At 63.9% G+C, this 22,867-nt stretch carries 20 protein-coding genes and 1 pseudogene; 15 read left to right on the forward strand and 6 right to left on the reverse strand.

Translation table 11 applies throughout. The annotated features are described in order from the left end of the window. Nucleotide 1 precedes the first annotated feature (1 nt). The 3 genes from E5221_RS08515 to E5221_RS08525 all read right to left on the reverse strand — a co-directional run bounded on the left by E5221_RS08515 (nt 2) and on the right by E5221_RS08525 (nt 1,931). A complete protein-coding gene (locus tag E5221_RS08515) occupies nt 2-748 on the reverse strand; it encodes a molecular chaperone (RefSeq protein ID WP_247847119.1) in 747 nt (248 codons plus the stop codon). Nucleotides 749-811: 63 nt separating this feature from the next. Further along, nucleotides 812-1,354, reverse strand: a complete 543-nt coding sequence (locus tag E5221_RS08520) for a fimbrial protein (RefSeq protein ID WP_061552368.1) — start codon at nt 1,352-1,354, stop codon at nt 812-814. 163 nt (nt 1,355-1,517) lie between these two features. Beyond that, entirely contained in the window at nt 1,518-1,931 is a 414-nt protein-coding gene (locus E5221_RS08525) for a PA2817 family protein (RefSeq protein ID WP_247847120.1), read from the reverse strand. 273 nt (nt 1,932-2,204) lie between these two features. Between E5221_RS08525 and E5221_RS08530 the strand changes: the two genes are divergently transcribed. Next, on the forward strand, nt 2,205-2,639 hold the full coding sequence (locus E5221_RS08530) for a hypothetical protein (RefSeq protein WP_247847121.1): 435 nt from the start codon (nt 2,205-2,207) through the stop codon (nt 2,637-2,639). Nucleotides 2,640-2,772: 133 nt separating this feature from the next. Here E5221_RS08530 and E5221_RS08535 read toward each other — a convergent pair whose 3' ends face one another. Next, the gene (locus tag E5221_RS08535; RefSeq protein WP_247847123.1) at nt 2,773-5,220 is read right to left on the reverse strand and encodes an acyl-CoA dehydrogenase; all 2,448 of its coding nucleotides are present in this window, start codon (nt 5,218-5,220) and stop codon (nt 2,773-2,775) included. Nucleotides 5,221-5,701: 481 nt separating this feature from the next. Between E5221_RS08535 and E5221_RS08540 the strand changes: the two genes are divergently transcribed. From E5221_RS08540 to E5221_RS08550, 3 genes are all read left to right on the forward strand, one after another. After that, complete coding sequence (locus tag E5221_RS08540; protein WP_182328560.1) at nt 5,702-6,325, forward strand: glutathione S-transferase; 624 nt, start codon at nt 5,702-5,704, stop codon at nt 6,323-6,325. A 144-nt stretch (nt 6,326-6,469) separates the two neighbouring features. Further along, complete coding sequence (locus tag E5221_RS08545) at nt 6,470-7,402, forward strand: ABC transporter ATP-binding protein (protein WP_013971560.1); 933 nt, start codon at nt 6,470-6,472, stop codon at nt 7,400-7,402. Then, the gene (locus E5221_RS08550; protein ID WP_015269397.1) at nt 7,399-8,178 is read left to right on the forward strand and encodes an ABC transporter permease; all 780 of its coding nucleotides are present in this window, start codon (nt 7,399-7,401) and stop codon (nt 8,176-8,178) included. Before E5221_RS08545 ends, E5221_RS08550 begins: the two co-directional genes overlap by 4 nt. Nucleotides 8,179-8,187: 9 nt before the next feature. Here the strand turns inward: E5221_RS08550 and E5221_RS08555 are convergent. Further along, a pseudogene (locus tag E5221_RS08555) lies at nt 8,188-8,694 on the reverse strand (DUF2062 domain-containing protein); the annotation flags it as partial. Nucleotides 8,695-8,836: 142 nt separating this feature from the next. Between E5221_RS08555 and E5221_RS08560 the strand changes: the two are divergent. The 8 genes from E5221_RS08560 to murB all read left to right on the forward strand — a co-directional run bounded on the left by E5221_RS08560 (nt 8,837) and on the right by murB (nt 16,001). After that, a complete protein-coding gene (locus E5221_RS08560; protein WP_247847124.1) occupies nt 8,837-11,047 on the forward strand; it encodes a DNA internalization-related competence protein ComEC/Rec2 in 2,211 nt (736 codons plus the stop codon). A gap of 415 nt (nt 11,048-11,462) precedes the next feature. After that, nucleotides 11,463-12,098 carry a MotA/TolQ/ExbB proton channel family protein gene (locus tag E5221_RS08565; protein ID WP_003259970.1) on the forward strand — a complete coding sequence of 212 codons (636 nt, stop codon included), beginning with the start codon at nt 11,463-11,465 and terminating at the stop codon, nt 12,096-12,098. Continuing rightward, entirely contained in the window at nt 12,095-12,529 is a 435-nt protein-coding gene (locus tag E5221_RS08570) for a biopolymer transporter ExbD (protein WP_013971564.1), read from the forward strand. Before E5221_RS08565 ends, E5221_RS08570 begins: the two co-directional genes overlap by 4 nt. Continuing rightward, nucleotides 12,529-13,530, forward strand: a complete 1,002-nt coding sequence (gene lpxK / locus E5221_RS08575) for a tetraacyldisaccharide 4'-kinase (protein ID WP_247847126.1) — start codon at nt 12,529-12,531, stop codon at nt 13,528-13,530. Before E5221_RS08570 ends, lpxK begins: the two co-directional genes overlap by 1 nt. 44 nt (nt 13,531-13,574) lie before the next feature. Beyond that, complete coding sequence (locus E5221_RS08580; protein WP_011532874.1) at nt 13,575-13,760, forward strand: Trm112 family protein; 186 nt, start codon at nt 13,575-13,577, stop codon at nt 13,758-13,760. After that, a complete protein-coding gene (gene kdsB / locus E5221_RS08585; RefSeq protein WP_182328556.1) occupies nt 13,757-14,521 on the forward strand; it encodes a 3-deoxy-manno-octulosonate cytidylyltransferase in 765 nt (254 codons plus the stop codon). The genes E5221_RS08580 and kdsB overlap by 4 nt, the downstream gene beginning before the upstream one ends. Next, a complete protein-coding gene (locus E5221_RS08590; protein ID WP_003259973.1) occupies nt 14,521-14,985 on the forward strand; it encodes a low molecular weight protein-tyrosine-phosphatase in 465 nt (154 codons plus the stop codon). Before kdsB ends, E5221_RS08590 begins: the two co-directional genes overlap by 1 nt. After that, on the forward strand, nt 14,982-16,001 hold the full coding sequence (gene murB / locus E5221_RS08595; protein ID WP_061552362.1) for a UDP-N-acetylmuramate dehydrogenase: 1,020 nt from the start codon (nt 14,982-14,984) through the stop codon (nt 15,999-16,001). The genes E5221_RS08590 and murB overlap by 4 nt, the downstream gene beginning before the upstream one ends. A 184-nt stretch (nt 16,002-16,185) precedes the next feature. Here murB and rne read toward each other — a convergent pair whose 3' ends face one another. Next, nucleotides 16,186-19,404, reverse strand: coding sequence for a ribonuclease E (rne, locus tag E5221_RS08600; protein ID WP_247847128.1), 3,219 nt, complete (start codon nt 19,402-19,404; stop codon nt 16,186-16,188). A gap of 799 nt (nt 19,405-20,203) precedes the next feature. Between rne and rluC the strand changes: the two genes are divergently transcribed. From rluC to sppA, 3 genes are read left to right on the forward strand one after another with little or no spacing between them, the layout of a single operon-like run. Continuing rightward, entirely contained in the window at nt 20,204-21,160 is a 957-nt protein-coding gene (gene rluC / locus E5221_RS08605) for a 23S rRNA pseudouridine(955/2504/2580) synthase RluC (RefSeq protein WP_013971570.1), read from the forward strand. 3 nt (nt 21,161-21,163) lie between these two features. Beyond that, nucleotides 21,164-21,838, forward strand: a complete 675-nt coding sequence (locus E5221_RS08610) for an HAD family hydrolase (RefSeq protein ID WP_039614721.1) — start codon at nt 21,164-21,166, stop codon at nt 21,836-21,838. Between the two features lie 6 nt (nt 21,839-21,844). After that, nucleotides 21,845-22,834, forward strand: a complete 990-nt coding sequence (gene sppA, locus E5221_RS08615; RefSeq protein ID WP_013971572.1) for a signal peptide peptidase SppA — start codon at nt 21,845-21,847, stop codon at nt 22,832-22,834. Nucleotides 22,835-22,867 lie beyond the last annotated feature (33 nt).

The raw sequence follows: 22,867 nt of genomic DNA on the forward strand, positions 1-22,867 counted from the left end.
CTCATGAGCGCCTTGCCGGGCTGGACATTGCTGGCGTTATGGCTCCGTAGTCATTGATGGTGGTGAAATCGACCTTCAGGTTGCCCTGGGCTGGCAGTGTTTTCAGCGGATAGGTTTGCCTGCCCAACGGGATGGCCATCTTCCTGGCATCGATTTTTTCGCTGCCCTTTGGGGTGATGAAGGTCAGCTGGTTGAAGGTGAAGTAGTAGGGAGTAGGGTTGTCCACCACCAGGTGCGGCTTGCCGTCTATGGATTGCACGGACCAAGTGAGGTTTTTTAGATGATCCTGTGGGCGACCCTTTAGCTGGCTGGGGCGGAAGAAAACCTTGATGCGTGTGCGCAGGGCGATGTTCAGCACATTGTCAGGTTTATCGTTGGCTTGCGGGATTTCCTGCAGGTTGAAGAAGAACAGTGACTCGCGGTCTTTTGGCAAGTCATTCGGCAGGCGGTTGAGCTGCACGGTCTGCTCGCTGCCCGGGTCGATGCGGAATAGCGCTGGCGAGGCAATCAAGGGGACCGCAGTGGTGCTGTCATCGGCTTCAGTATTGATCCAGGCTTGTGCGGCATAGGCCCGGTTGCTTGGGTTGGCCACGACGATGCTGGTGCTTTGTCGGTCACTGGGTTGGATGATACGGGTGGAGCTGATGGTCAGGGCGGCATTGGCGCTGAAGGGGGCGAGCAGGAGCATGCAGATGGCCAGGGCATAGGCCGAGGTCAGGTTGAACTTGCTTGAAGTCGGATGGCGCATGGGGAGTCTCTACAGGGGGCGTTGCGTGTGCCCCAGGCCCTGATCGAGCCTGGGGGCTTGTTGCTACTTGAGCGCGAACGTGTATTCGACCAGGACGTTTGCGTGGCCAGGCTCTACGGTCTTGTCGGTGGACTCGTAGTGTGCAAAGAAGTCCATCTCCGAGGGCAGGGTATCGTCGAGCGGATATGCGATGGATTCCTTATTGGGCTCCACGTAGTTTTGTGCTCTATCCAGGATGGCAAGCGCTATTCCTTTCGCGGCATCCGGGTCGATTTTGTCAAGGCCATATAGCTTTGTACCTGCTGTATCGTAAACGGGCTTGTACGTGACATAGCCATCTTGACCGCCGATTATACAGCCGGCACCTGGCGTGACCTTCAAGGCGAAACGAATCAGCTTGGACTTGCTACCTGTAGCTGGGAAGTCCTCCGCTCGCAGGCTGCCCATTTCAAGCCTGGGGATGCTGGTTCCGGTTCCTGGGATGACCAGGTCGATAGGGCAGGTACCACCGGGTTTGATCGAGCCGGCGAAGGTGATCGTGCCTGTATCTGCAAATGCTGTGCTGCTTGCCAGGCCAAAGGCGATGGCGAGAAGGGTTTTTTTCATTTTCTGATCCTGGGGGCGAAAAAACGGGCCGAACAGGCAAAAACTGTTCGGCGTGCAGGATAGAAAGGGGGGGCGGGGTGAAGCTGTAGGCGAAGTCTACCTTTGGTGAGGTAATTGGAGACATTGCAAGGCACGCTCGCAAGCGTGCGGTGTGCCGTGCATATCAGTGCTGGGTATTGTCGCCTTGAGCTTGGCTCATCAGACGCTTCTGCTGGTGCCAGTCGAACGCTTCGCCGCTCTGCTCGGCTTCGTAACGGCGTTCTTCCAGCTGCTGGTACAGGTCCAGCTCTTCGTCGGGCATGTAGTGCAGGCAGTCACCCCCGAAGAACCACAGCAGGTCGCGTGGCACCAGGTGGGCGATTTGCGGGTAGCGCTGGATCACCTGGCAGATCAGGTCCTGGCCCAGGTACTGGCTTTCCAGCGGGTCTTGCGGTAGCAGGGTCAGCAATTCGTCGAAACGCTCGAGAAACAGGGTGTGGCTTTCCTCCGGTACCTGCTCGGCTTCACCCAGAGCCACCAGAATGGTACGCAGGTGGTTCAGCAGTTGCAGGTGGTATTCCAGGTGGGGGTTGGCCATGGGGGCGGTCCTCGGGGTAGTTGAAACGGGGGCGGAGTATACGCCGGTTGAGGGCGGGTTGGGGACGGTGGTGGCTGCTCCGCCCCATTGCGCCTTGTGATTACCCGATGCGGCATGGTCGGCGAGCACCGCGTGCGAACCATGGACCTGTCAATTCTGCCAGGTGCGCACGCACGGGTATTGATCTAGATTCAAGCCCACACAACGACACTGCACCGTTGCTGGCGGTGATAGGCGTTCAGGGCACTCAATCTTCCACGCGAGGTGCGTATCATGGAAAAGGGCAACACCCCGGCACAGAACGGTGCCATCATGTTCTGGCACGAGTCCAACGTCAGCCATGGCCTGACCTTGCCAGCAGAGGGCAGTGGCGAAAGGGCCAATAAGACGGTTGATGCGAGTAACAGCAAGATTGCGATGAGTGACATCCCTTCTGCCTCGACCATTACGTTGAAGTACAGAAAGGCCCCAGACGATTGGGTTGTGCACTCATCCATCACATTCTTGACCACTCACAGGCCCGCGTCGCTCGACCGGACCGAATACAGCTATCTGCTGGGAACCTATTCCGTTGGCGACTTCGTCAGCGAAGGCCTGGGCCTGAAGGTGATTGCCAAAACGGGCTCAGCTCTCCTCCAGGCTGATATGAAAGCGAACCATAAAATAGATTGTGAAGTTCAGCTTTCCAAGTTCCCACCCAGTGCCTGAGCGGCCCTCAGGCACACGCGCTGTATTACGTGTTGCCAAGGTGTGGGACATTTCCCAAGAGACGGGGCCGCTTTGCGCCCCGTCGAAACACAAGACCGCTTGTACTCCAAAATCGCGTCTGGCAATCAGCAGGTCAACGTACCTTGCCCTGCCCCAGTAGCAACTGCGTTTTGTCGAAGGCGTCCACACCGATGACCGTGCGGCGGGCTTGCTCGGTTTCACGCAACCGTTGCCCCTCGTTCGGCTGCAGTGCGCCATGCTCGACTGCCGCATCGATCAGAGACTGCCCGGGTGCTGGCTGCAGCTTGCCCTCCTTGATCGCCTCATGAAGCACCTTGTGCAGTGGCACGGTTTCATCCAGCAAGTCGCAAGCCCGTTGCAGCGCTGCCACCGGGTCGCCCTCGCCTTGCGGCCTGAAGCAGCCAGCAAGGAGCTCTTCCAGCGCCGGGTCGCCCTTGCTGCGGCCGATCAGCGCCGCCACCTCTGCATCCAGTTCATCGCTCGGCCCGGTGTGGCGACGGCCGAAGGGGAACACCAGCACGCGCAACGCACAGCCGGCAAAGCGGTTGGGGAAGTTGTCGAGCAACCGGTCCAGGGCTGTTTCCGCCTGGCCCAGGCTTTCTTCCATCGCCCAGCGCAGCAAGGGCTGCATGTGTTCCGGTGAGCCCAGATCGTGATAGCGCTTGAGCGCAGCGCTGGCCAGGTACAGGTAACTCAGCACATCCCCCAGCCTTGCGCTCAGCCGCTCGCGGCGTTTCAGCGCGCCGCCCAGCAGCATCATCGACAGGTCAGCCAGCAGGGCGAAGGCTGCTGCCTGGCGGTTGAGTGCACGGAAGTAACCTTGGCTCAGGGCATCGCCGGGCACGGGTTCCAGTCGCCCCAGCCCCAGGCTGAGTATCAGTGTGCTGGCCGCATTGCCGGCGGCGAACATGATGTGTTTCATCAGCAGGTCGTCGAATTCCCTCAATGCCTGATCGCGGTCCTCGCGCCCGGACAGGGCCATTTCCTTGAGCACGAACGGATGGCAGCGGATGGCGCCCTGGCCGAAGATCATCAGGTTGCGCGAAAGGATGTTCGCCCCCTCGACGGTGATGAAGATCGGCGCACCTTGCCAGTTGCGCCCCAGATAGTTGTTCGGCCCCATGATGATGGCCTTGCCGCCATGCACGTCCATAGCGTGCTGGATGCACTCGCGGCCACGCTCGGTGAGGTGGTACTTGAGGATCGCCGACAGCACCGAAGGCTTCTCGCCCAGATCCACGGCCTTGGCGGTCAGCAACCGCGCGCTGTCCATCAGCCAGGCATTGCCGCCGATGCGTGCCAGCGACTCCTGGATGCCTTCGAATGCAGCCAGCGGGACATTGAACTGTTCGCGGATGTTGGCGTACTGGCCGGTGACCAGACTGGTGTATTTGGCTGCGCCAGTGCCCACTGCCGGCAGGGAGATGGAGCGGCCTACCGACAGGCAGTTCATCAGCATCATCCAGCCCTTGCCGAGCATGGCCTGGCCACCGATGAGGAAATCCAGCGGCACGAATACATCCTTGCCGCTGTTGGGGCCGTTCATGAACGCGGCGCCCAGTGGCAGGTGGCGTTTGCCGATTTCGACGCCGGGCGTGTCGGTAGGGATCAGCGCCAGGCTGATACCCAGTTCTTCCTGCTCGCCCAGCAGGTGGTCCGGGTCGTAGGCCTTGAACGCCAGACCCAGCAGGGTGGCGACGGGCCCGAGGGTGATGTAGCGCTTTTCCCAGTTCAGGCGCAGGCCGATGACCTCTTCGCCGTTCCATTGCCCTTTGCAGACCACGCCGGTGTCAGGCATGGCGCCTGCGTCGGAGCCGGCCAGCGGACCGGTGAGGGCGAAGCAGGGTATTTCATCGCCACGCGCCAGGCGTGGCAGGTAGTGGTTGCGTTGTTCGTCAGTGCCGTAATGCAACAGCAGTTCGGCCGGGCCGAGCGAGTTGGGCACCATCACGGTGGAAGCCAGGTCGCCGCTGCGGGTAGCCAGTTTCATCGCCACCTGGGAGTGGGCGTATGCCGAAAAGCCTTTGCCGCCGTACTCCTTGGGAATTATCAGGGCGAAGAAGCCATTCTGCTTGATATGCGCCCAGGCTTCGGGCGGCAGGTCCATGTCCTGGCCGATCTGCCAGTCGCTGACCATGGCGCACAGTTGTTCCGTCGGGCCGTCGATGAATGCCTGTTCTTCTTCGGTCAGCTGTGGAGCCGGGTAGGCGAGCAGGGTGCGCCAATCGGGACGGCCGCTGAACAGTTCGCCGTCCCACCACACGGTGCCGGCGTCGATCGCCTCGCGCTCGGTCTGCGACATCGGCGGCAGGGTGCGCTGGAACCACTTGAACACCGGACCGGTGAATACCTTGCGGCGCCATTCCGGCAGCGCCACCAGGGCGACTTTCAGGGCCAGCACTATCCAGATCAGGGTCAGCAGCCAGCCGGGAGCACTGCTGAAAATGCCCATCAGCAGTACATAAGCCGCCAAGATGCCAAGAATCTGCAAGGGCGCCAGGCGCCGGTGCGTGAGGTACGCCGCGCCGATCACCAGCACTACCAACCACAACAGCAACATAATCGGTCCTCCTTGGAACCAGGGGGGTAAGCCGTCCCAGACAGCTTAGACGCAATGCTGAGAATGGCCGGGTCAGAACAGTGACAGGGTATGGCGGCGGGAGTTTCAGGGCATTGTTTGTCTGTGCCGGCCTCTTCGCGGGTGAACCCGCTCTCATAGAACAACACATGACTCATTGGTTCGGCGAGGTTCTGTAGGAGCAGCCTTGTGCTGCGAAGAGGCCGGGGCTGACAAAGCCTGTCTATTGGCTGTACCGGCCTCTTCGCAGCACAAGGCTGCTCCTACAAAGGACGCGTCAGACGAGCGATATTGGTTCTCTGCGCGAAAGCGCAGCCCAAAGGGCTGGGCAATCTCCCACAGGTACTGCATCACTCTCAGGTCTGGTGCAGAACCCCGTGCGGGTTTACCCGCGAAGAGGCCGGTACAGGCGACGAAAGTCTGGAGTAGACTGCACCACCTCCGCATTCATTAGGACGTTGCCATGCTGAAGATCTGGGGTCGCAAGAATTCGAGCAATGTGCGCAAGGCGCTATGGATCGCCCACGAACTGGGCCTGGATTTCGAGTCGATTGACGCCGGCGGCGCCTTCGGCGTGGTCAACGAGCCGCACTACCGCGCGCGCAACCCCAACGGCCTGGTGCCGATGCTGGAAGACGGCGACCTGACCCTGTGGGAGTCCAACACCATCGTCCGCTACCTGTGCGCCGAGTACGGTGCGGAGCAGGGCTGGTACCTGGACGACCCGCGTCTGCGCGCCCTGGCAGACAAGTGGATGGACTGGACCACCTCGTCCTTCGCCACGCCGTTCCGCCCACTGTTCTGGGGCCTGTTGCGCACCCCGGAAGACCAGCGTGACTGGGTGGCGATCAACGCTGCGCACAAGCAATGCGCCCAGCTGCTGGCCATTGCCGACGAGGCCCTGGCCAAACAGCCGTACCTTTCCGGTGACCAGATCGGCATGGGCGACATCCCACTGGGTAGCTTCATCTATGCCTGGTTCGAAATGCCCATCGAGCGCCCGGCCATGCGTCACCTGGAGGCCTGGTACGAGCGCCTCAAGGCCCGCCCTGCATACCAGGCAGCGGTAATGACTGCGCTGACCTGATCGAACACCACGGCTACTTCGATAGTCATTATCAATACACATGACTGTACTTGTGCGGCCAGGCCAAGCACCATTGGCCGCACTCACTGCGCCAGTGCCTTTACCTGGCGTGTCCTGCACCTTTTTCTCGGTAAGTGACCCGCTATGAGTTCCGCCCTGTCCATCCGACAGCTGACCAAGACCTACGGCAACGGCTTCCAGGCCCTCAAGGGCATCGATCTGGATGTTGCCGAAGGCGACTTCTTCGCCTTGCTCGGCCCCAACGGCGCGGGCAAGTCCACCACCATCGGCATCCTCTCCACCCTGGTGAACAAGACCAGCGGCACGGTCAACGTGTTCGGCCACGACCTGGACCGCGAGCCGTCGGCGCTCAAGCGTTGCCTGGGCGTGGTGCCGCAGGAGTTCAACTTCAACCAGTTCGAGAAAACCTTCGACATCGTCGTGACCCAGGCCGGTTACTACGGCATCCCGCCCAAGGTGGCCAAGGAGCGTGCCGAGCAGTACCTGACCCAGCTCGGCCTGTGGGACAAGCGTGACGTGCAGTCGCGTTCGCTGTCGGGGGGCATGAAGCGCCGCCTGATGATTGCCCGCGCGCTGATCCACGAACCGCGCCTGCTGATTCTCGACGAGCCCACCGCCGGTGTGGACATCGAACTGCGTCGTTCGATGTGGAGCTTCCTCACCGAGCTGAACCAGAAGGGCATCACCATCATCCTCACCACCCACTACCTGGAAGAGGCCGAGCAGCTGTGCCGTAACATCGGCATCATCGACCACGGCACCATCGTCGAGAACACCAGCATGCGCCAGTTGCTGGGCAAGCTGCATGTCGAAACCTTCGTGCTCGACCTCAGGCAGGACCTGGCCACTGCACCGGTGCTGCAGGGCTACCCGTGCCGGCTGCTGACCCCGCACACCCTGGAAGTGCAGGTGGACAAGGACATCGGCATCACTGCGCTGTTCGGCCAGCTGGCGCTGCAGAACATCGAGGTGCAGAGCCTGCGCAACAAGACCAACCGACTCGAGGAGCTGTTCGTGTCCCTGGTGGAAAAAAACCTGTCGAAGGTGGCCGTATGAGTGTGGAGCTGCGCACCAACTGGGTCGCCCTGAACACCATCGTCTACCGCGAAGTGCGGCGCTTCCTGCGTATCTGGCCGCAGACCCTGTTGCCGCCAGCGATCACCATGGTTCTGTACTTCGTCATCTTCGGTAACCTGATCGGTCGGCAGATCGGCGACATGGGTGGCTTCAGCTACATGGAGTACATCGTGCCGGGGTTGATCATGATGTCGGTGATCACCAACTCCTACGGCAACGTGGTGTCGAGCTTCTTCGGCAGCAAGTTCCAGCGCTCCATCGAAGAGCTGATGGTGTCGCCGGTATCGCCACACACGATCCTCGTCGGTTACGTGCTGGGTGGCGTGCTGCGTGGCCTGGCGGTGGGCGTGATCGTGACTTTCCTGTCGCTGTTCTTCACCCACCTGCAGGTGCACCACCTGGGCGTGACCGTGGTCGTGGTGCTGCTGACCGCCACCATTTTCTCGCTGCTGGGCTTCGTCAATGCGGTGTTCGCGCGCAACTTCGACGACATCTCGATCATCCCGACCTTCGTGCTGACGCCGCTGACGTACCTGGGCGGGGTGTTCTATTCGATCAACCTGCTGCCGCCGTTCTGGCAGACCGTGTCGTTGGCCAACCCGGTGCTGCACATGGTCAACTCGTTCCGCTACGGCATTCTAGGGGTGTCGGATATCAGCATTGGTACGGCGATTACCTTCATGCTGGTCGCCACCGCGGTGCTCTACCTGGTGTGCGTTCGCCTGCTGGTCAGTGGCCGCGGCATGCGTGCCTGAAGCCTTGCACCGGCATTGGCGCAGACGCCACTGCCGGCCCACCCACCAGCGCCAGTAGAGCATGGTGGTGAAGTAGCCAAGGATGCCCAGCACCACACCGCATACCACCGAGCCGAGCAGGAAGGGTTGCCACAGCGTCGACAGCTGGTCGGTGATCCACTGGAAAGTCAGCTCGTCCGGCAGGGTGCGCGGCGGTACCTGCATCAGCCAGGCGCCGGTCATGTAGGTGACGAAGAACACCGGTGGCATGGTCAGCGGGTTGGTCAGCCACACCAGGCTGACCGCGATCGGCAGGTTGCCGCGCAGCGGAATGGCCAGCGCGGCGGCCAGCAGCATCTGCGCCGGCATCGGGATCAGCGCCGCGAACAGGCCAACGCCCATGGCCCTCGCCACCGAATGGCGGTTCAGGTGCCAGAGGTTCGGGTCATGCAGCAACTTGCCGAAAAAGCGTAAGGACTTGTGTTCCCGAATACTGGTCGGGTCCGGCATGTAGCGTTTGAAAAGTCGGCGCGGCATGTAGGCTCCCGGAGCATTGATCCGGGCAGTATGCCCTGATTCCCGCTCAGCCTCGTTTAGAGTTTGTGACAATTGTTGAGCAAGCGCTGCCGGCAATTGGGCTATGCCTCAGAAGGTGATTTCGCTTCTGGAGCTCTACTTCATGCGCACAGGGATGTTTGCGCTCGCGCTCGGGCTGTTGTGTCTGGGCTTTCTCCCCGCATTGCCATCGGTCGGATGGCTGGTGCTGCTGGCTGTAGCCGGTGGCCTCGGCCTGTTTACCCGGCTGTGGCCACTGGGCTGTTTTCTGTTGGGCCTGTGTTGGGCCTGCTGGTCTGCGCAGCAGGCGCTGGATGACCGCCTGGCAACCGGGCTGGATGGCCGCACCTTGTGGCTTGAGGGCCGGGTGGTCGGCCTGCCGACCCGGACTGCGCAGGGTGTGCGCTTCGAGCTGGACGCGGCCCGCTCGCGGCGGGCAGAGCTGCCGCAGCGCCTGCAACTGAGCTGGTTCGACGGCCCGCCGCTGCGCGCGGGCGAGCAGTGGCGGCTGGCGGTGACCTTGCAGCGCCCGGCCGGGCTGCTCAACCCGCATGGGCCGGACCGTGAGGCGCAATTGCTGGCGCGGCGGGTCGGTGCGACCGGTACGGTCAAGGCTGGGCAGTTGCTGGCGCCGGTTGTCGGCGGCTGGCGCGACACGCTGCGCCAGCGCCTGCTGGCAGTCGAGGCCAATGGCCGGCAGGCAGCGTTGGTGGCGCTGGTGCTTGGCGACGGGGCGGGCCTGGCCCGGGAGGACTGGCAAACGTTGCAGGCCACCGGCACGGTGCACTTGCTGGTGGTCTCTGGCCAGCACATCGGCCTGGTTGCCGGCTTGCTGTATGGCCTGGTTGCCGGGCTGGCGCGTTGGGGGCTGTGGCCCGCTCGTCTGCCGTGGGTGCCCTGGGCGTGTGGCCTGGCCATGGCTGCGGCACTGGCCTACGGTTGGTTGGCTGGTGGCGGTGTACCGGTGCAGCGTGCCTGCCTGATGCTGGCCGTGGTGTTGCTCTGGCGCCTGCGTTTTCGCCAATTGGGTGCGACCTTGCCGTTGTTGCTGGCGCTGGTTGCCGTACTGTTGCTGGAACCGCTGGCCGCGCTGCTGCCCGGGTTCTGGCTGTCGTTCGCGGCCGTGGCCACGCTTGTCTATTGCTTCAGTGCCCGCCTGGGCAGCTGGCGGCCCTGGCAGGCCTGGACGCGGGCGCAATGGGTGATTGCGATCGGCTTGCTGCCGGTACTGCTGGCTACGGGCTTGCCGGTGAGCTTGAGTGCGCCGCTGGCCAACCTTGTTGCGGTGCCGTGGGTCAGCTTGGCAGTGCTGCCATTGGCGTTGCTGGGCGCTTTGCTGCTGCCGTTGGGCGGGGTAGGGGAGGCGCTGCTCTGGCTGGCGGGCGGTTTGCTTGATGTGCTTTTCCGGCTGCTGGCGCTGGCGGCGCAGCAGCCGGCGTGGCTGCCAGCAGCCCTGCCGTTGTGGGCCTGGCTGCTGGTGTGCCTGGGCGCGCTGCTGGTTTTGATGCCCCGTGGCGTTCCACTGCGCGGGTTGGGTGGCGTAATGCTGCTGGCGCTGTGGGTACCCCGGGAGACGGTGCCGTTCGGCCAGGTCGAGGTCTGGCAGCTGGACGTCGGCCAGGGGCTGGCAGTGCTTTTGCGCACCCGGCATCACAACCTGCTGTACGACGCCGGGCCGGCCAGGGGAGAGAGCGACCTGGGCGAGCGGGTGGTGTTGCCGACCTTGCGCAAGCTGGGGGTGGGCAGCCTGGACCTGATGCTGGTCAGCCACGCCCATGCCGACCACGCCGGTGGTGCTGGCGCAATCATGCGTGGCCTGCCGGTCGAACGGGTGATCGGCGGCGAATTGCTGGATGACCTGCAACTGCAACCTTGCGTAAGTGGCGAGCAGTGGATGTGGGATGGCGTGCGCTTTTCGATGTGGCGCTGGGCCGATGGGCAGAGCAGCAATGACCGCTCCTGTGTGTTGTTGGTCGAGGCGCAGGGTGAGCGGTTGTTGCTGGCGGGAGACATGGAGGCCGGTGCCGAACGGGCCTGGCTGGCGGCCACGGAAGCACCGCGGATCGACTGGTTGCAGTCGCCGCATCACGGCAGCCGCAGTTCGTCCAGCGAGGCCTTCATCCGCGCCACGGCGCCGCGCGGGGTACTGATTTCGCGCGGGCGCAACAACAGCTTCGGGCACCCGCACTCGCAAGTGGTCGAACGTTATCGGCGGCATGGGGTGGTGATGCATGACACGGCGGAGCAGGGGGCGTTGCGGTTGGTGCTGGGGAGGCTGGGGGAGGTGGAGGGTGTGCGGGGGCAGAGGCGGTTTTGGCGGGTTCGGGTGCAGTAAGGTGTAGTGGCTTGCAGATGCTTGCCGTTACATCTTCAGCGCCTGTTGGATCGAGCGCCGCCCGCGCGGCGCTTCGCAGCACAAGGCTGCTCCTACATCTGTTTCGGGCCAATTATTCCTGAGGCAAAGGCGCGCGGCCCCTTGGCGTCCACCTCGATGTCGGGCCGGACGAACAAGGCGGTCGCGCGCGTTGGTACAGGCGTTACTGGCCCGAAACAGATGTAGGAGCAGCCTTGTGCTGCGAAGCGCCGCGCGGGCGGCGCTCGATCTCGCAGGCGCTGCAACTGTCATGGCGAACCCCCACCCCCCCACCCCCTCCGCAACCCCCACACGACCCAATTCCCTGACCTCCGGCAGATGAGCCCCCGGCGCGCCTATGGTAGAGTGGCGGCCTTTTTCCGAAGGGGCGTTTACTGTGTGGGAATTGGTCAAGTCCGGCGGTTGGATGATGCTGCCGATCATTCTGAGCTCCATCGCTGCCATGGCTATCGTCGTCGAGCGCCTGTGGACCCTGCGCGTCAGTCGCGTCACCCCGCCGCACCTGCTCGGCCAGGTGTGGATATGGATCAAGGACAAGCAACTGACCAGTGACAAGCTCAAGGCCCTGCGTGCTGATTCGCCATTGGGCGAAATCCTCGCCGCCGGCCTGGCCAACTCGCGCCATGGTCGCGAAATCATGAAGGAATGCATCGAGGAGGCCGCCTCGCGCGTCATCCACGAACTGGAACGCTACATCAGCACCCTCGGCACCATCGCCGCCATGGCCCCGCTGCTGGGCCTGCTGGGCACCGTGCTGGGCATGATCGACATCTTCAGCGCCTTCATGGGCTCGCAGATGACCGCCAACGCCGCAGTGCTGGCCGGTGGTATCTCCAAGGCCCTGGTCACCACCGCGGCCGGCCTGATGGTCGGTATCCCGGCGGTATTCTTCCACCGCTTCCTGCTGCGCCGTATCGATGAGTTGGTGGTGGGCATGGAGCAGGAAGCTATCAAGTTGGTGGAAGTGATCCAGGGCGACCGTGAAGTGGAAGTGGCCGGAGGCAAGGCGTGAAGTTCCGGCGCAATCGCCAGCGGGAGAACGTCGACATCAACCTGGCGTCGCTGATCGACGTGGTGTTCGTCCTGCTGCTGTTTTTCGTGGTCACCACCACCTTCACCCGCGAGACCCAGCTGCGCGTCGAGCTGCCTGAAGCCGCCAGCGCCGAACCGGCGGCGCCCGACCAGGGCAAGCTGGTGGAAATCACCATCAGCGCCGAAGGCGTGTACTCGGTGAACAACCACTTGCTGCCAAAGAGCGACCTGGCCACCCTGAGCGAAGCGATCGAGCGTGAGTCGGGCGGCGACAACAAGCTGCCGCTGGCCATCAGCGCCGACGGCAAGACCCCGCACCAGGCCGTGGTCACTGCGATGGATGCCGCCGGCAAGCTCGGTTTCAGCCAGTTGCGCATGACCACTGTCGAGGCGGCCCAGGGCACACCTTGATGGCCTTCGCCGACCGCCTGCTCGCCGCCTGGTACGCCGGGCACCCGGCCCTGGCGCTGCTGCGCCCGCTGGAGGCGCTGTATCGCCGCGTGGTCACGCGCAAGCGGGCGCGTTTTCTCAGTGGCGAAAGTGCCAGCTACCGGGCCCCGGTGCCGGTCATCGTGGTGGGTAACATTACTGTGGGTGGTACCGGCAAGACGCCGATGATCCTCTGGCTGATCGAGCACTGCCGCAAGCAGGGGTTGAAGGTGGGCGTGGTCAGCCGTGGCTATGGCGCCAAACCGCCGCAGCTACCCTGGCGCGTGCAGCCCGATCAGGCGGCCGGGCAGGCCGGCGACGAACCGCTGCTGATCGTGCAGCGCACCAGCGTGCCGCTGATGATCGACCCCGACCGCTCCCGCGCCGTGCAGGCATTACTGGCCAGTGAACCCCTCGACCTGATCCTGTGTGACGACGGCATGCAGCACTATCGTCTGGCGCGCGACCTGGAGTTGGTGCTGATCGATGCCGCTCGCGGCCTGGGCAATGGCCGCTGCCTGCCGGCGGGGCCGTTGCGTGAGCCGGCCGAACGCCTGCACGAGGCTGACGCGGTGCTGTTCAACGGCGCCAGCGCAGACCGCGCCGATGGCTTCGGCTTCTGCCTGCAGCCATCCGCCCTGGTCAACCTGCGCAGCGGCGAGCGCCGCGCGCTTGACCATTTCCCTGCAGGCCAACGCCTGCATGCGGTGGCCGGTATCGGCAACCCGCAACGTTTCTTCAATACCCTGCTGGGGCTAAACTGGCAGCCGGTGCCGCATCCCTTTGCCGACCATGCGCAGTTCAGCGCCCGGAGCCTGGCCTTCAGCCCGCCGCTGCCGCTGGTCATGACCGAGAAGGATGCGGTGAAATGCCGGGCCTTCGCCGCTGACGACTGGTGGTACCTGGCCGTCGAGGCGCAGCCCACGCCGGCTTTCAGCGCCTGGTTCGACAACCAGTTGCAACGCTTGCTGCGCAAGCCCTGAGCCCTTTTTCAATTCCCGGCCACCTGGCCTAAAGGAAGCCTCAAATGGACACCAAACTGCTCGATATCCTGGCCTGCCCGATCACCAAGGGCCCGCTCAAGCTCAGTGCCGACAAGACCGAGCTGATCAGCAAGGGTGCTGGCCTGGCCTACCCGATCCGCGACGGCATCCCGGTCATGCTGGAAAGCGAGGCACGCACCCTGACCGATGAAGAGCGTCTGGACAAATGAGCCTGGATTTCACCGTGGTGATCCCCGCCCGGCTGCGCTCCACGCGCCTGCCGGGCAAGCCATTGCTGTCGATCGCCGGCAAGCCGATGGTGCAGCATGTGTGGGAACAGGCCCGCAAGAGCGGCGCCAGCCGCGTGGTCATCGCCACCGACGACGCCAGCATCGTAGAGGCCTGCAAGGCCTTCGGCGCCGAAGTGCTGCTGACCCGTGCCGACCATGAGTCCGGCACCGACCGCCTGGCCGAAGTGGCCGTACACCTGGGGCTGCCGGCCGATGCCATCGTGGTCAATGTGCAGGGCGACGAGCCGCTGATCCCGCCGGTGATCATTGACCAGGTGGCAGCCAACCTGGCAGCGCATCCGGAAGCCGGTATCGCCACCCTGGCCGAACCGATCCATGAGCCGGAAACCGTGTTCAACCCCAACGCGGTCAAGTTAATCAGCGACAAGAACGGCCTGGCCTTGACCTTCAGCCGTGCACCGCTGCCCTGGGCCCGCGATGCGTTTGCCAAGGACCGCAACCTGTTGCCGGAAGGCGTGCCGTATCGCCGCCACATCGGCATGTACGCCTACCGCGTCGGCTTCCTGCAGGACTTCGTCAGTTGGGGCCCATGCTGGCTCGAGCAGACCGAAGCGCTGGAGCAGCTGCGTGCCCTGTGGCATGGCGTACGCATCCACGTCGAAGACGCCATCGAGGCGCCTGCCGTGGGCGTGGATACCCCTGAAGACCTGGAGCGCGTACGGCGCTTGCTGGAGGCCTGATGCGCGTCCTGTTCGTCTGCCTCGGCAATATCTGTCGCTCGCCCACCGCCGAAGGCGTGCTGCGCCATCAATTGCAGGCTGCCGGGCTTGCCGACCGGGTGCATGTGGCCTCGGCCGGCACCGGCGACTGGCACGTCGGCAAGGCGCCTGACAGCCGCACCTGCAAGGCAGCGCTGGCGCGTGGCTATGACCTTTCGCAGCAACGCGCTCAGCAGGTCAAGGCGGCGCACTTTGCCGAATATGACCTGATCCTGGCCATGGACGAGAGCAACCTTGGCCATTTGCGTGCGATGCGCCCGCACACGGCAGTGGGGGAGCTCGACCTGTTCCTGCGCCGCTATGGCGCAGCGCTGGATGAAGTGCCAGACCCGTACTACGGTGGCGCCGACGGCTTCGAGCAGGTGCTCGACCTGGTTGAAGCGGCGTGCCAGGCGCTGGTCCTGGAAATCAAGGGGCGGCTATGACAGTGCAGTGGCAGGAGCAGGTATCGCTCAAACCGTACAACACCTTTGGCATCGACGTGAAGGCGCGGTATTTCACCCAGGCACATGATGACCAGGAGGTGCGCCTGGCGCTGGCCCAGGCACAGCAAGGCGGCGTGCCGGTGCTGGTGATTGGCGGTGGCAGCAACTTGCTGCTGACCCGCGATATCGATGCGCTGGTGCTGCATATGGCCAGCCGTGGTCGGCGCGTGCTCAGCGACGATGGTGAACGTATCGTGGTCGAGGCCGAGGCCGGTGAGCCGTGGCACCCGTTTGTGCAGTGGGCACTGGCGCAGGGGTATTGCGGGCTGGAAAACCTCAGCCTGATTCCCGGCACCGTTGGCGCCGCGCCGATGCAGAACGTGGGCGCCTATGGCGTGGAGATCAAGGACATGTTCGTCGGCCTGACCGCCCTGGATCGCGAGACCGGCGAGTTGCGTGACTTCGGCCTGGCTGAGTGTGCCTTCGGGTATCGCGACAGCCTGTTCAAGCGCAACCCTGGGCGTTGGTTGATCCTGCGTGTGCGCTTTGCCTTGAGCCGTACGCTGCAGGCCCACCTGGACTACGGCCCGGTGCGCCAGCGCCTGGCGGAACAGGGCGTGACCGAGCCGACCGCGCAGGCGATCAGCGAGGCGATCTGCAGCATTCGCCGCGAGAAGCTGCCAGACCCGGCAGAGCTGGGTAATGCCGGGAGCTTCTTCAAGAACCCGGTGGTCTCGGCGGAACTGGTCGAGCGTATTCGTGCGCAGAACCCAGGGGTAGTGGCTTATCCCCAAGCCGATGGCCAGGTGAAGCTGGCGGCAGGCTGGTTGATCGAGCAGGCAGGCTGGAAGGGCCACCGCGAGGGGGATGCCGGGGTGCATCGTTTGCAGTCGCTGGTGCTGGTCAACTACGGCCAGGCGAGCGGGGCGCAGATGCATGCACTGGCGCGGCGGATCCAGGCCGATATCCTCGAGCGGTTCGGGGTCGAGCTGGAGATGGAGCCTAACCTCTACTGATTCAGTGCCTGGGCTGGCCCTTTCGCGGCTGAAGCCGCTCCCACAGGGACTTCATAGGGCCTGAGGGTGGTGGGGCCTGTGGGAGCGGGTTTACCCGCGAAGAGGCCGGTACAGGAAAAACGCCCAGCCAAGAAAAAGCCCCGCCAGTGCGAACTGGCGGGGCTTTTTCATTCAGCCTTGGCTATCAACCGTGATGAGGCTTTTGCTCATCGCTGGCTTCCAGGGCTGGCTCCTCGGTGGCTGCAGCAGCTTCCTGTGCGGCCTTGGCGGCAGCCTCGGCCTCACGCTTGCGGCGACGCACTTCACGCGGGTCGTTCGGCGCACGGCCGTTGGCCAGCATGACAGTGGCAGGTTCCACCGCCGCAGGGGCTTCGACCGGTGCGGGCTCGACGGCCACTGGTGCAGGCTCGGCCACCACTTCTGGCTGGGCTTCGACAACCGGGGCAGGTTGCTCGGCAACCGGAGCGGCTTCGACCACGGTCGGGGCCTGCTCGATTTCACCGGCTTCGACGGCAGGCGCTTCGACCGGTGCTTCGGCAACCACTACCGGTTCGGCAGCAGGTGCTTCGTCGACCACTGGCTGCGGAGCGACTTCGACCACTGGCTCGGCAGTTGCTTCGACCACGGCTACAGGCTCGCTGACCGGCTGCTCGACCACTGGGGCCTCGGCCACTTCTTCAGCCTTGGCGGCAGCTTCGACCTGCTCGAACTTCTCAGCCTGCTCGACCGGCTGGGCGACTTCGGCGGTGGCAAGCTCGGCCTGCTGGTTGGCCTGGGCTTCGGCGTCGGCACTGATGTTGCTGCTGGCGACAGCGGCAGTCACGGCCAGGCCGGCGGCCAGTTCGGCACCCAGCTCGGTGGCCTGGTGCTGTTGTGGCTGCTCTTCGCTGCCTTCTTCCTCGCTGCCATCGATCAGCTCGCCGTTGGCGTTGCGCTGACGCTCACGACGGTTGCTGCGACGACGCTGGCCACGGGAACGGCGGCGCGGGCGCTCGCCATCGGTGCCTTCCTGTTCGTCCTGCAGCAGCTCTTCGTTCGGCAGTTGCTCTTCGGCCAGCTCGGCAGCCTGCTCGGCGGCTTCTTCGGCTACGCGTGGCTGACGCTCTTCGCGTGGTGGGCGAGGGGCACGTTCTTCGCGTGGAGCACGTTCCTCGCGAGGAGCACGTTCTTCGCGAGGTGCGCGTTCTTCACGTGGAGCACGTTCTTCACGAGGTGCGCGCTCTTCACGTGGTGCGCGTTCCTCGCGAGGTGCACGCTCTTCACGTGGGGCACGTTCTTCACGGGCTACACGTTCCTCGCGCGGCTGACGTTCTTCACGCTCGGCAGGGGTGGCGTCCAGTGGCTCGCGCAGTTCGCGCACGCGCTCTTCGCCACGGTTGCCGCGGCGGTCTTCGCGTGGCTGGCGTGGAGCACGCTCTTCGCGTGGAGCACGTTCTTCACGCGGTGCACGCTCTTCGCGTGGGGCGCGTTCTTCACGTGGTGCACGCTCTTCGCGCGGGGCACGTTCTTCACGAGGTGCACGCTCGGCACGCTCTTCACGCGGCTTGCGCTCTTCGTCGCGGCGGCCGTTGCGGTTGCGGCTCTGCTGGCGGCCGTTGCGGCGTTCTTCGTTGCGTGGGCTGCGCTCGGCGGCCGGCTTCTCGGCGGCAGTGACAACCGGCGCTGCGGCAGGCTCTTCCTTGCCGGCGAACAGGCTTACCAGCGACTTCACCAGGCCTTTGAACAGGCTTGGCTCCGGAGCGACCGGGGCAGGGGCGACCGGTGCGGCTGGCTGCGGTTCTTCGACAGTGGCCGGTACCGGCGCGTTGGCGCGGGCCGGGGCGGTCTTGACTGCGGCTTCCTGGCGAACCAGGGTGCGGGTGGCGGTCGGCTGCGGCGCTTCTTCGGCTTCGGCGGCGGCGATCTCGTAGCTGGACTGGTTGCTCAGCACTTCCGGGTTGTCGTCGCGCAGGCGCTGGACTTCGAAGTGCGGGGTTTCCAGGTGATCGTTCGGCAGGATGATGATGCGCGCACGGGTACGCAGTTCGATCTTGGTGATCGAGTTGCGCTTCTCGTTGAGCAGGAAGGCAGCCACCGGGATCGGCACCTGGGCGCGAACTTCGGCGGTGCGGTCCTTCAGGGCCTCTTCTTCGATCAGGCGCAGGATGGCCAGCGACAGCGATTCGACGTCACGGATGATGCCGGTGCCGGAGCAGCGTGGGCAGACGATGCCGCTGCTTTCGCCCAGCGACGGGCGCAGGCGCTGACGGGACATTTCCAGCAGGCCGAAGCGCGAGATGCGGCCGACCTGGACGCGGGCGCGGTCGGCTTCCAGGCACTCGCGAACACGCTCTTCGACGGCGCGCTGGTTTTTCGCCGGGGTCATGTCGATGAAGTCGATGACGATCAGGCCGCCGATGTCACGCAGGCGCAGCTGGCGGGCGATTTCCTCGGCCGCTTCCAGGTTGGTCTGCAGGGCGGTTTCTTCGATGTCGCTGCCTTTGGTGGCGCGCGCCGAGTTGATGTCGATCGACACCAGGGCTTCGGTCGGGTCGATCACGATCGAACCGCCGGACGGCAGGTCGACCACGCGCTGGAAGGCGGTCTCGATCTGGCTTTCGATCTGGAAGCGGTTGAACAGCGGCACGCTGTCTTCGTACAGCTTCACCTTGCTGGCGTACTGCGGCATGACCTGGCGGATGAAGGTCAGGGCTTCTTCCTGGGCATCGATGCTGTCGATCAGCACTTCGCCGATGTCCTGGCGCAGATAGTCGCGGATGGCGCGGATGATGACGTTGCTTTCCTGGTAGATCAGGAATGGCGCGGCGCGGTCCTGGGACGCTTCCTTGATGGCGGTCCACAGTTGCAGCAGGTAGTCGAGGTCCCACTGCATTTCTTCGCTGCTGCGGCCAAGGCCGGCAGTGCGCACGATCAGGCCCATGTCGCCCGGCACGGTCAGGCCATTCAGGGCTTCACGCAGTTCGTTGCGCTCTTCGCCTTCGATGCGGCGGGAGATGCCACCGGCGCGCGGGTTGTTCGGCATCAGCACCAGGTAGCGGCCGGCCAAGCTGATGAAGGTGGTGAGGGCGGCGCCTTTGTTGCCACGCTCTTCCTTCTCGACCTGGACGATGACTTCCTGGCCTTCGCTCAGCACTTCCTTGATGTTGACCCGCCCTTCGGGGGCTTTCTTGAAGTATTCGCGGGAGATTTCTTTCAGCGGCAGGAAGCCGTGACGTTCGGAACCGAAGTCGACGAAGGCGGCTTCGAGGCTGGGTTCGATGCGGGTGATCTTGCCTTTGTAGATGTTGGCCTTTTTCTGCTCGCGCGCGCCGGACTCGATGTCCAGGTCGTAGAGACGTTGGCCGTCCACCAGGGCTACACGCAACTCTTCGGGTTGAGTCGCGTTAATCAGCATTCTTTTCATGTTGTACCGTCGGTTTCCGGGCTGCCGGAAACGGCGTTCGGCACACACGACGTCTCATGGTCGGTGCCAAGGTGCGCAAAGGGTGGCCGGGCCACCCCCGTGTCGAGCGACGTTCGGCACCAGCCGGTTGCCCAGCCTGCCGTTGTCGCGACGACGCGTCCTGTTTGCTGCGGTGCCAACAAGGCCCCGGTGGCTTCGAATTGGAATCCGAATCAACCAAGCGGGCCTTGTGCACTCAGTCAGGAGGAGGAATCAACCGTCAGCCGTGGACGCCCGGAGGCATCTGTTCAGGACCTTATCCGCTCGCCAGCCGTTCAGTGGGCTGGTGGGCCGGACGCGGTGCTACACGGTCCGAGGGCTGTGCATCTCCACCCTGCACGTATCCCTGATAATTCGGGTGCTGCCGCGCGCTGAATCCGCAACGGGTTGCATTTTTCGCCAGCGCAGGTTCTGCGCTGGCGCCATTCATGTCCAAGGCAGGTATTTCCGAAGCATTCGCCGGGCGTTGCGTGGAAGCGACGGGGCGGGCAGAGGTGCAGCGAAAAGAATCGGGTAAGCAGGTGAAACACCGCACTTGTCGTTTTTTTTCGGTCTTCTCTACACAGCGCTGGTGGCGATTCCAGGCAATTCGGTAAACTGGCGAAAACCCCGTAGGACGGCCTCGCGTCCTGGAGAATTGCGTTGGTCAGGGACCGGCTAGGAGCCTGGTGCCGCTGGCCTGCCGCTTTTGGCGGCGTTCGCGACTATAGCAGCAATGATTAAGTGCTTCAATTCCATAAAAAATTGTTATGATCCCGCCATGACGACCAATACCCCTCCGACTTCCGGCGTTCAGCTGATCGAAGTCGCGCCGGAGCTTGCCGGCCAACGCATCGACAATTTCCTCATCACGGCCCTCAAGGGCGTGCCCAAGACCCTGGTGTACCGCATCCTGCGCAAGGGTGAAGTACGGGTCAACAAGGGGCGCGTCAAGCCGGAGTACAAGATCCAGGCCGGCGACATCGTGCGGGTACCGCCCGTCCGCCTGCCGGAGCGTGACGAGCCCGCGCCGGTGGCCCAGGGCCTGTTGCAGCGCCTGGAAGCGGCCATTGTCTACGAAGACAAGGCGCTGATCGTGATGAACAAGCCGGCCGGCATCGCCGTGCATGGCGGCAGCGGCCTGAGCTTCGGCGTGATCGAGGCGCTGCGCCAGTTGCGCCCGGACGCCAAGGAGCTGGAGCTGGTGCACCGCCTGGACCGCGACACCTCCGGTCTGCTGATGATCGCCAAGAAGCGCAGCATGCTGAGGCACCTGCACGCCGCATTGCGTGGCGACGGTGTCGACAAGCGCTACATGGCGCTGGTGCGCGGCCACTGGCCGACCTCGAAGAAGCAGGTCAGCGCGCCGTTGCTCAAGAGCAACCTGCGCTCCGGCGAGCGCATGGTCGAGGTGAATGACGAGGGCAAGGAGGCGCTGACCCTGTTCCGCGTGCTGCGCCGCTTCGGCGAGTTCGCCACCATTGTCGAGGCGCGCCCGATCACTGGCCGTACCCACCAGATCCGTGTGCACACCCTGCATGCCGGGCATATGATCGCTGGCGACAGCAAGTACGGCGACGAAGACTTCAGTCGTGAAATTCGCGACTTGGGCGGCAAGCGCCTGTTCCTGCATGCCTACGCACTGACCGTGCCGCTGCCGGACGGTGGCGAGTTGAAGCTCGAGGCGCCGGTGGATGAAGTCTGGGCGAAAACCGTTGAACGTCTGAGTGCGTCCTGATCCATGAAAAAAGGCTATGAGCTACTGATCTTCGACTGGGACGGCACGTTGGCCGACTCGATCGGACGTATCGTCGAGGCCATGAACGCCGCCGCCGAGCGTGCCGGTGAGGCGCAAAGCAGCGAGGATGCGGTCAAGGGCATCATCGGCCTGGCTCTGGGCGAGGCGATCCACACCCTGTACCCGCACCTGGCGCCTGCTCAGGTCGAAAGTTTTCGTCAGCACTATGCCGATATCTACATGGCCCTGGACCAGCAGCCCTCGCCGCTGTTCGAGGGCGTGGTCGAGTCGCTGGATGCCTTCCGTGCCGAGGGTTACCGCCTGGCGGTGGCCACCGGCAAGGCGCGTCGCGGGCTGGACCGGGTGCTCAAGGCCAATGGCTGGGAGCAGTTCTTCGACATCACTCGCGCCGCCGACGAAACTCGCGGCAAGCCGCACCCGCTGATGCTCGAGGAAATTCTCGGGCATTGCGGTGTCGAAGCAGGGCGTGCGCTGATGGTTGGCGATTCGGCATTCGATCTGCAGATGGCCAGCAATGCCGGCATGCATTCGGTGGCCGTGGGCTATGGTGCCATGTCGCTGCAGGCACTGGCCGAGTTTGGTCCGCAGGTGTGCATCGATCATTTTTCCCAGTTGCGTGAGTGGCTGGGTGGTTCCGCAATTCCATTTCCAAGGTAGGTAAGCATGGCAGACGAATGGAAAGCCCCCGAGGCCGAACCCGAGGAGCGCGAAGAGCGCAAGAGCTGGAAACTGCTGGAAAAGACCCTGCTGGCAGGCGTTCAGGAGCAGCGCCGGGCGCGACGCTGGGGGATCTTCTTCAAGTTGCTGACCTTCGTCTACCTGTTCGGCATCCTGATCCTGTTCACGCCGTTGATGGACATGGACAAGGCAGCGTCGCGCAGTGCCAGCCATACCGCGCTGGTCGAGGTGCGCGGGGTGATTGCCGACCAGGAGCCAGCCAGCGCCGACAATATCGTCAAGAGCCTGCGCGAGGCGTTCAAGGACAGCAAGACCAAGGCTGTGGTGATGCGCATCAACAGCCCGGGAGGCAGCCCGGTGCAGTCGGGTTACGTGTATGACGAAATCCGCCGTCTGCGGGCTGAATATCCGGCCATCAAGCTGTATGCGGTCATCGCTGATCTTGGGGCTTCCGGAGCCTACTACATCGCCAGTGCGGCGGACGAGATCTATGCCGACAAGGCCAGCCTGGTGGGCTCGATTGGTGTGACGGCGGCCGGTTATGGCTTTGTCGGCACCATGGAGAAGCTGGGTGTGGAGCGGCGTACCTACACTGCAGGCGAGCACAAGGCCTTCCTCGATCCGTTCTCGCCGCAGAAGCCGGAAGAGACCGAGTTCTGGCAGGGCGTACTGAATACCACGCACCAGCAGTTCATTGCCATGGTCAAGCAGGGGCGGGGTGAGCGCCTGAAGGACAAGGAGCATCCGGAGCTGTTCAGTGGCCTGGTCTGGTCGGGCGAGCAGGCCAAGGAGCTGGGCCTGGTGGATGGGCTGGGCAGTGCCAGCTATGTGGCGCGCGAGATCGTGGGCGAGAAGGAGTTGGTGGACTTCACCGTGCAGGAGTCGGCGCTCGATCGCTTCTCCAAGCGCGTTGGCGCCAGCGTGGCTGAGCGCTTGGCGATGTGGATGGGCTTCCAGGGGCCGCAGTTGCGCTGAGGGTTCGTCGCCCGTTTTGCGGTGTTTGTGAGA

The sequence above is a fragment of the Pseudomonas sp. A2 genome (genome assembly GCF_023100865.1).
GTDB classification, from domain to species: domain Bacteria; phylum Pseudomonadota; class Gammaproteobacteria; order Pseudomonadales; family Pseudomonadaceae; genus Aquipseudomonas; species Aquipseudomonas asiatica.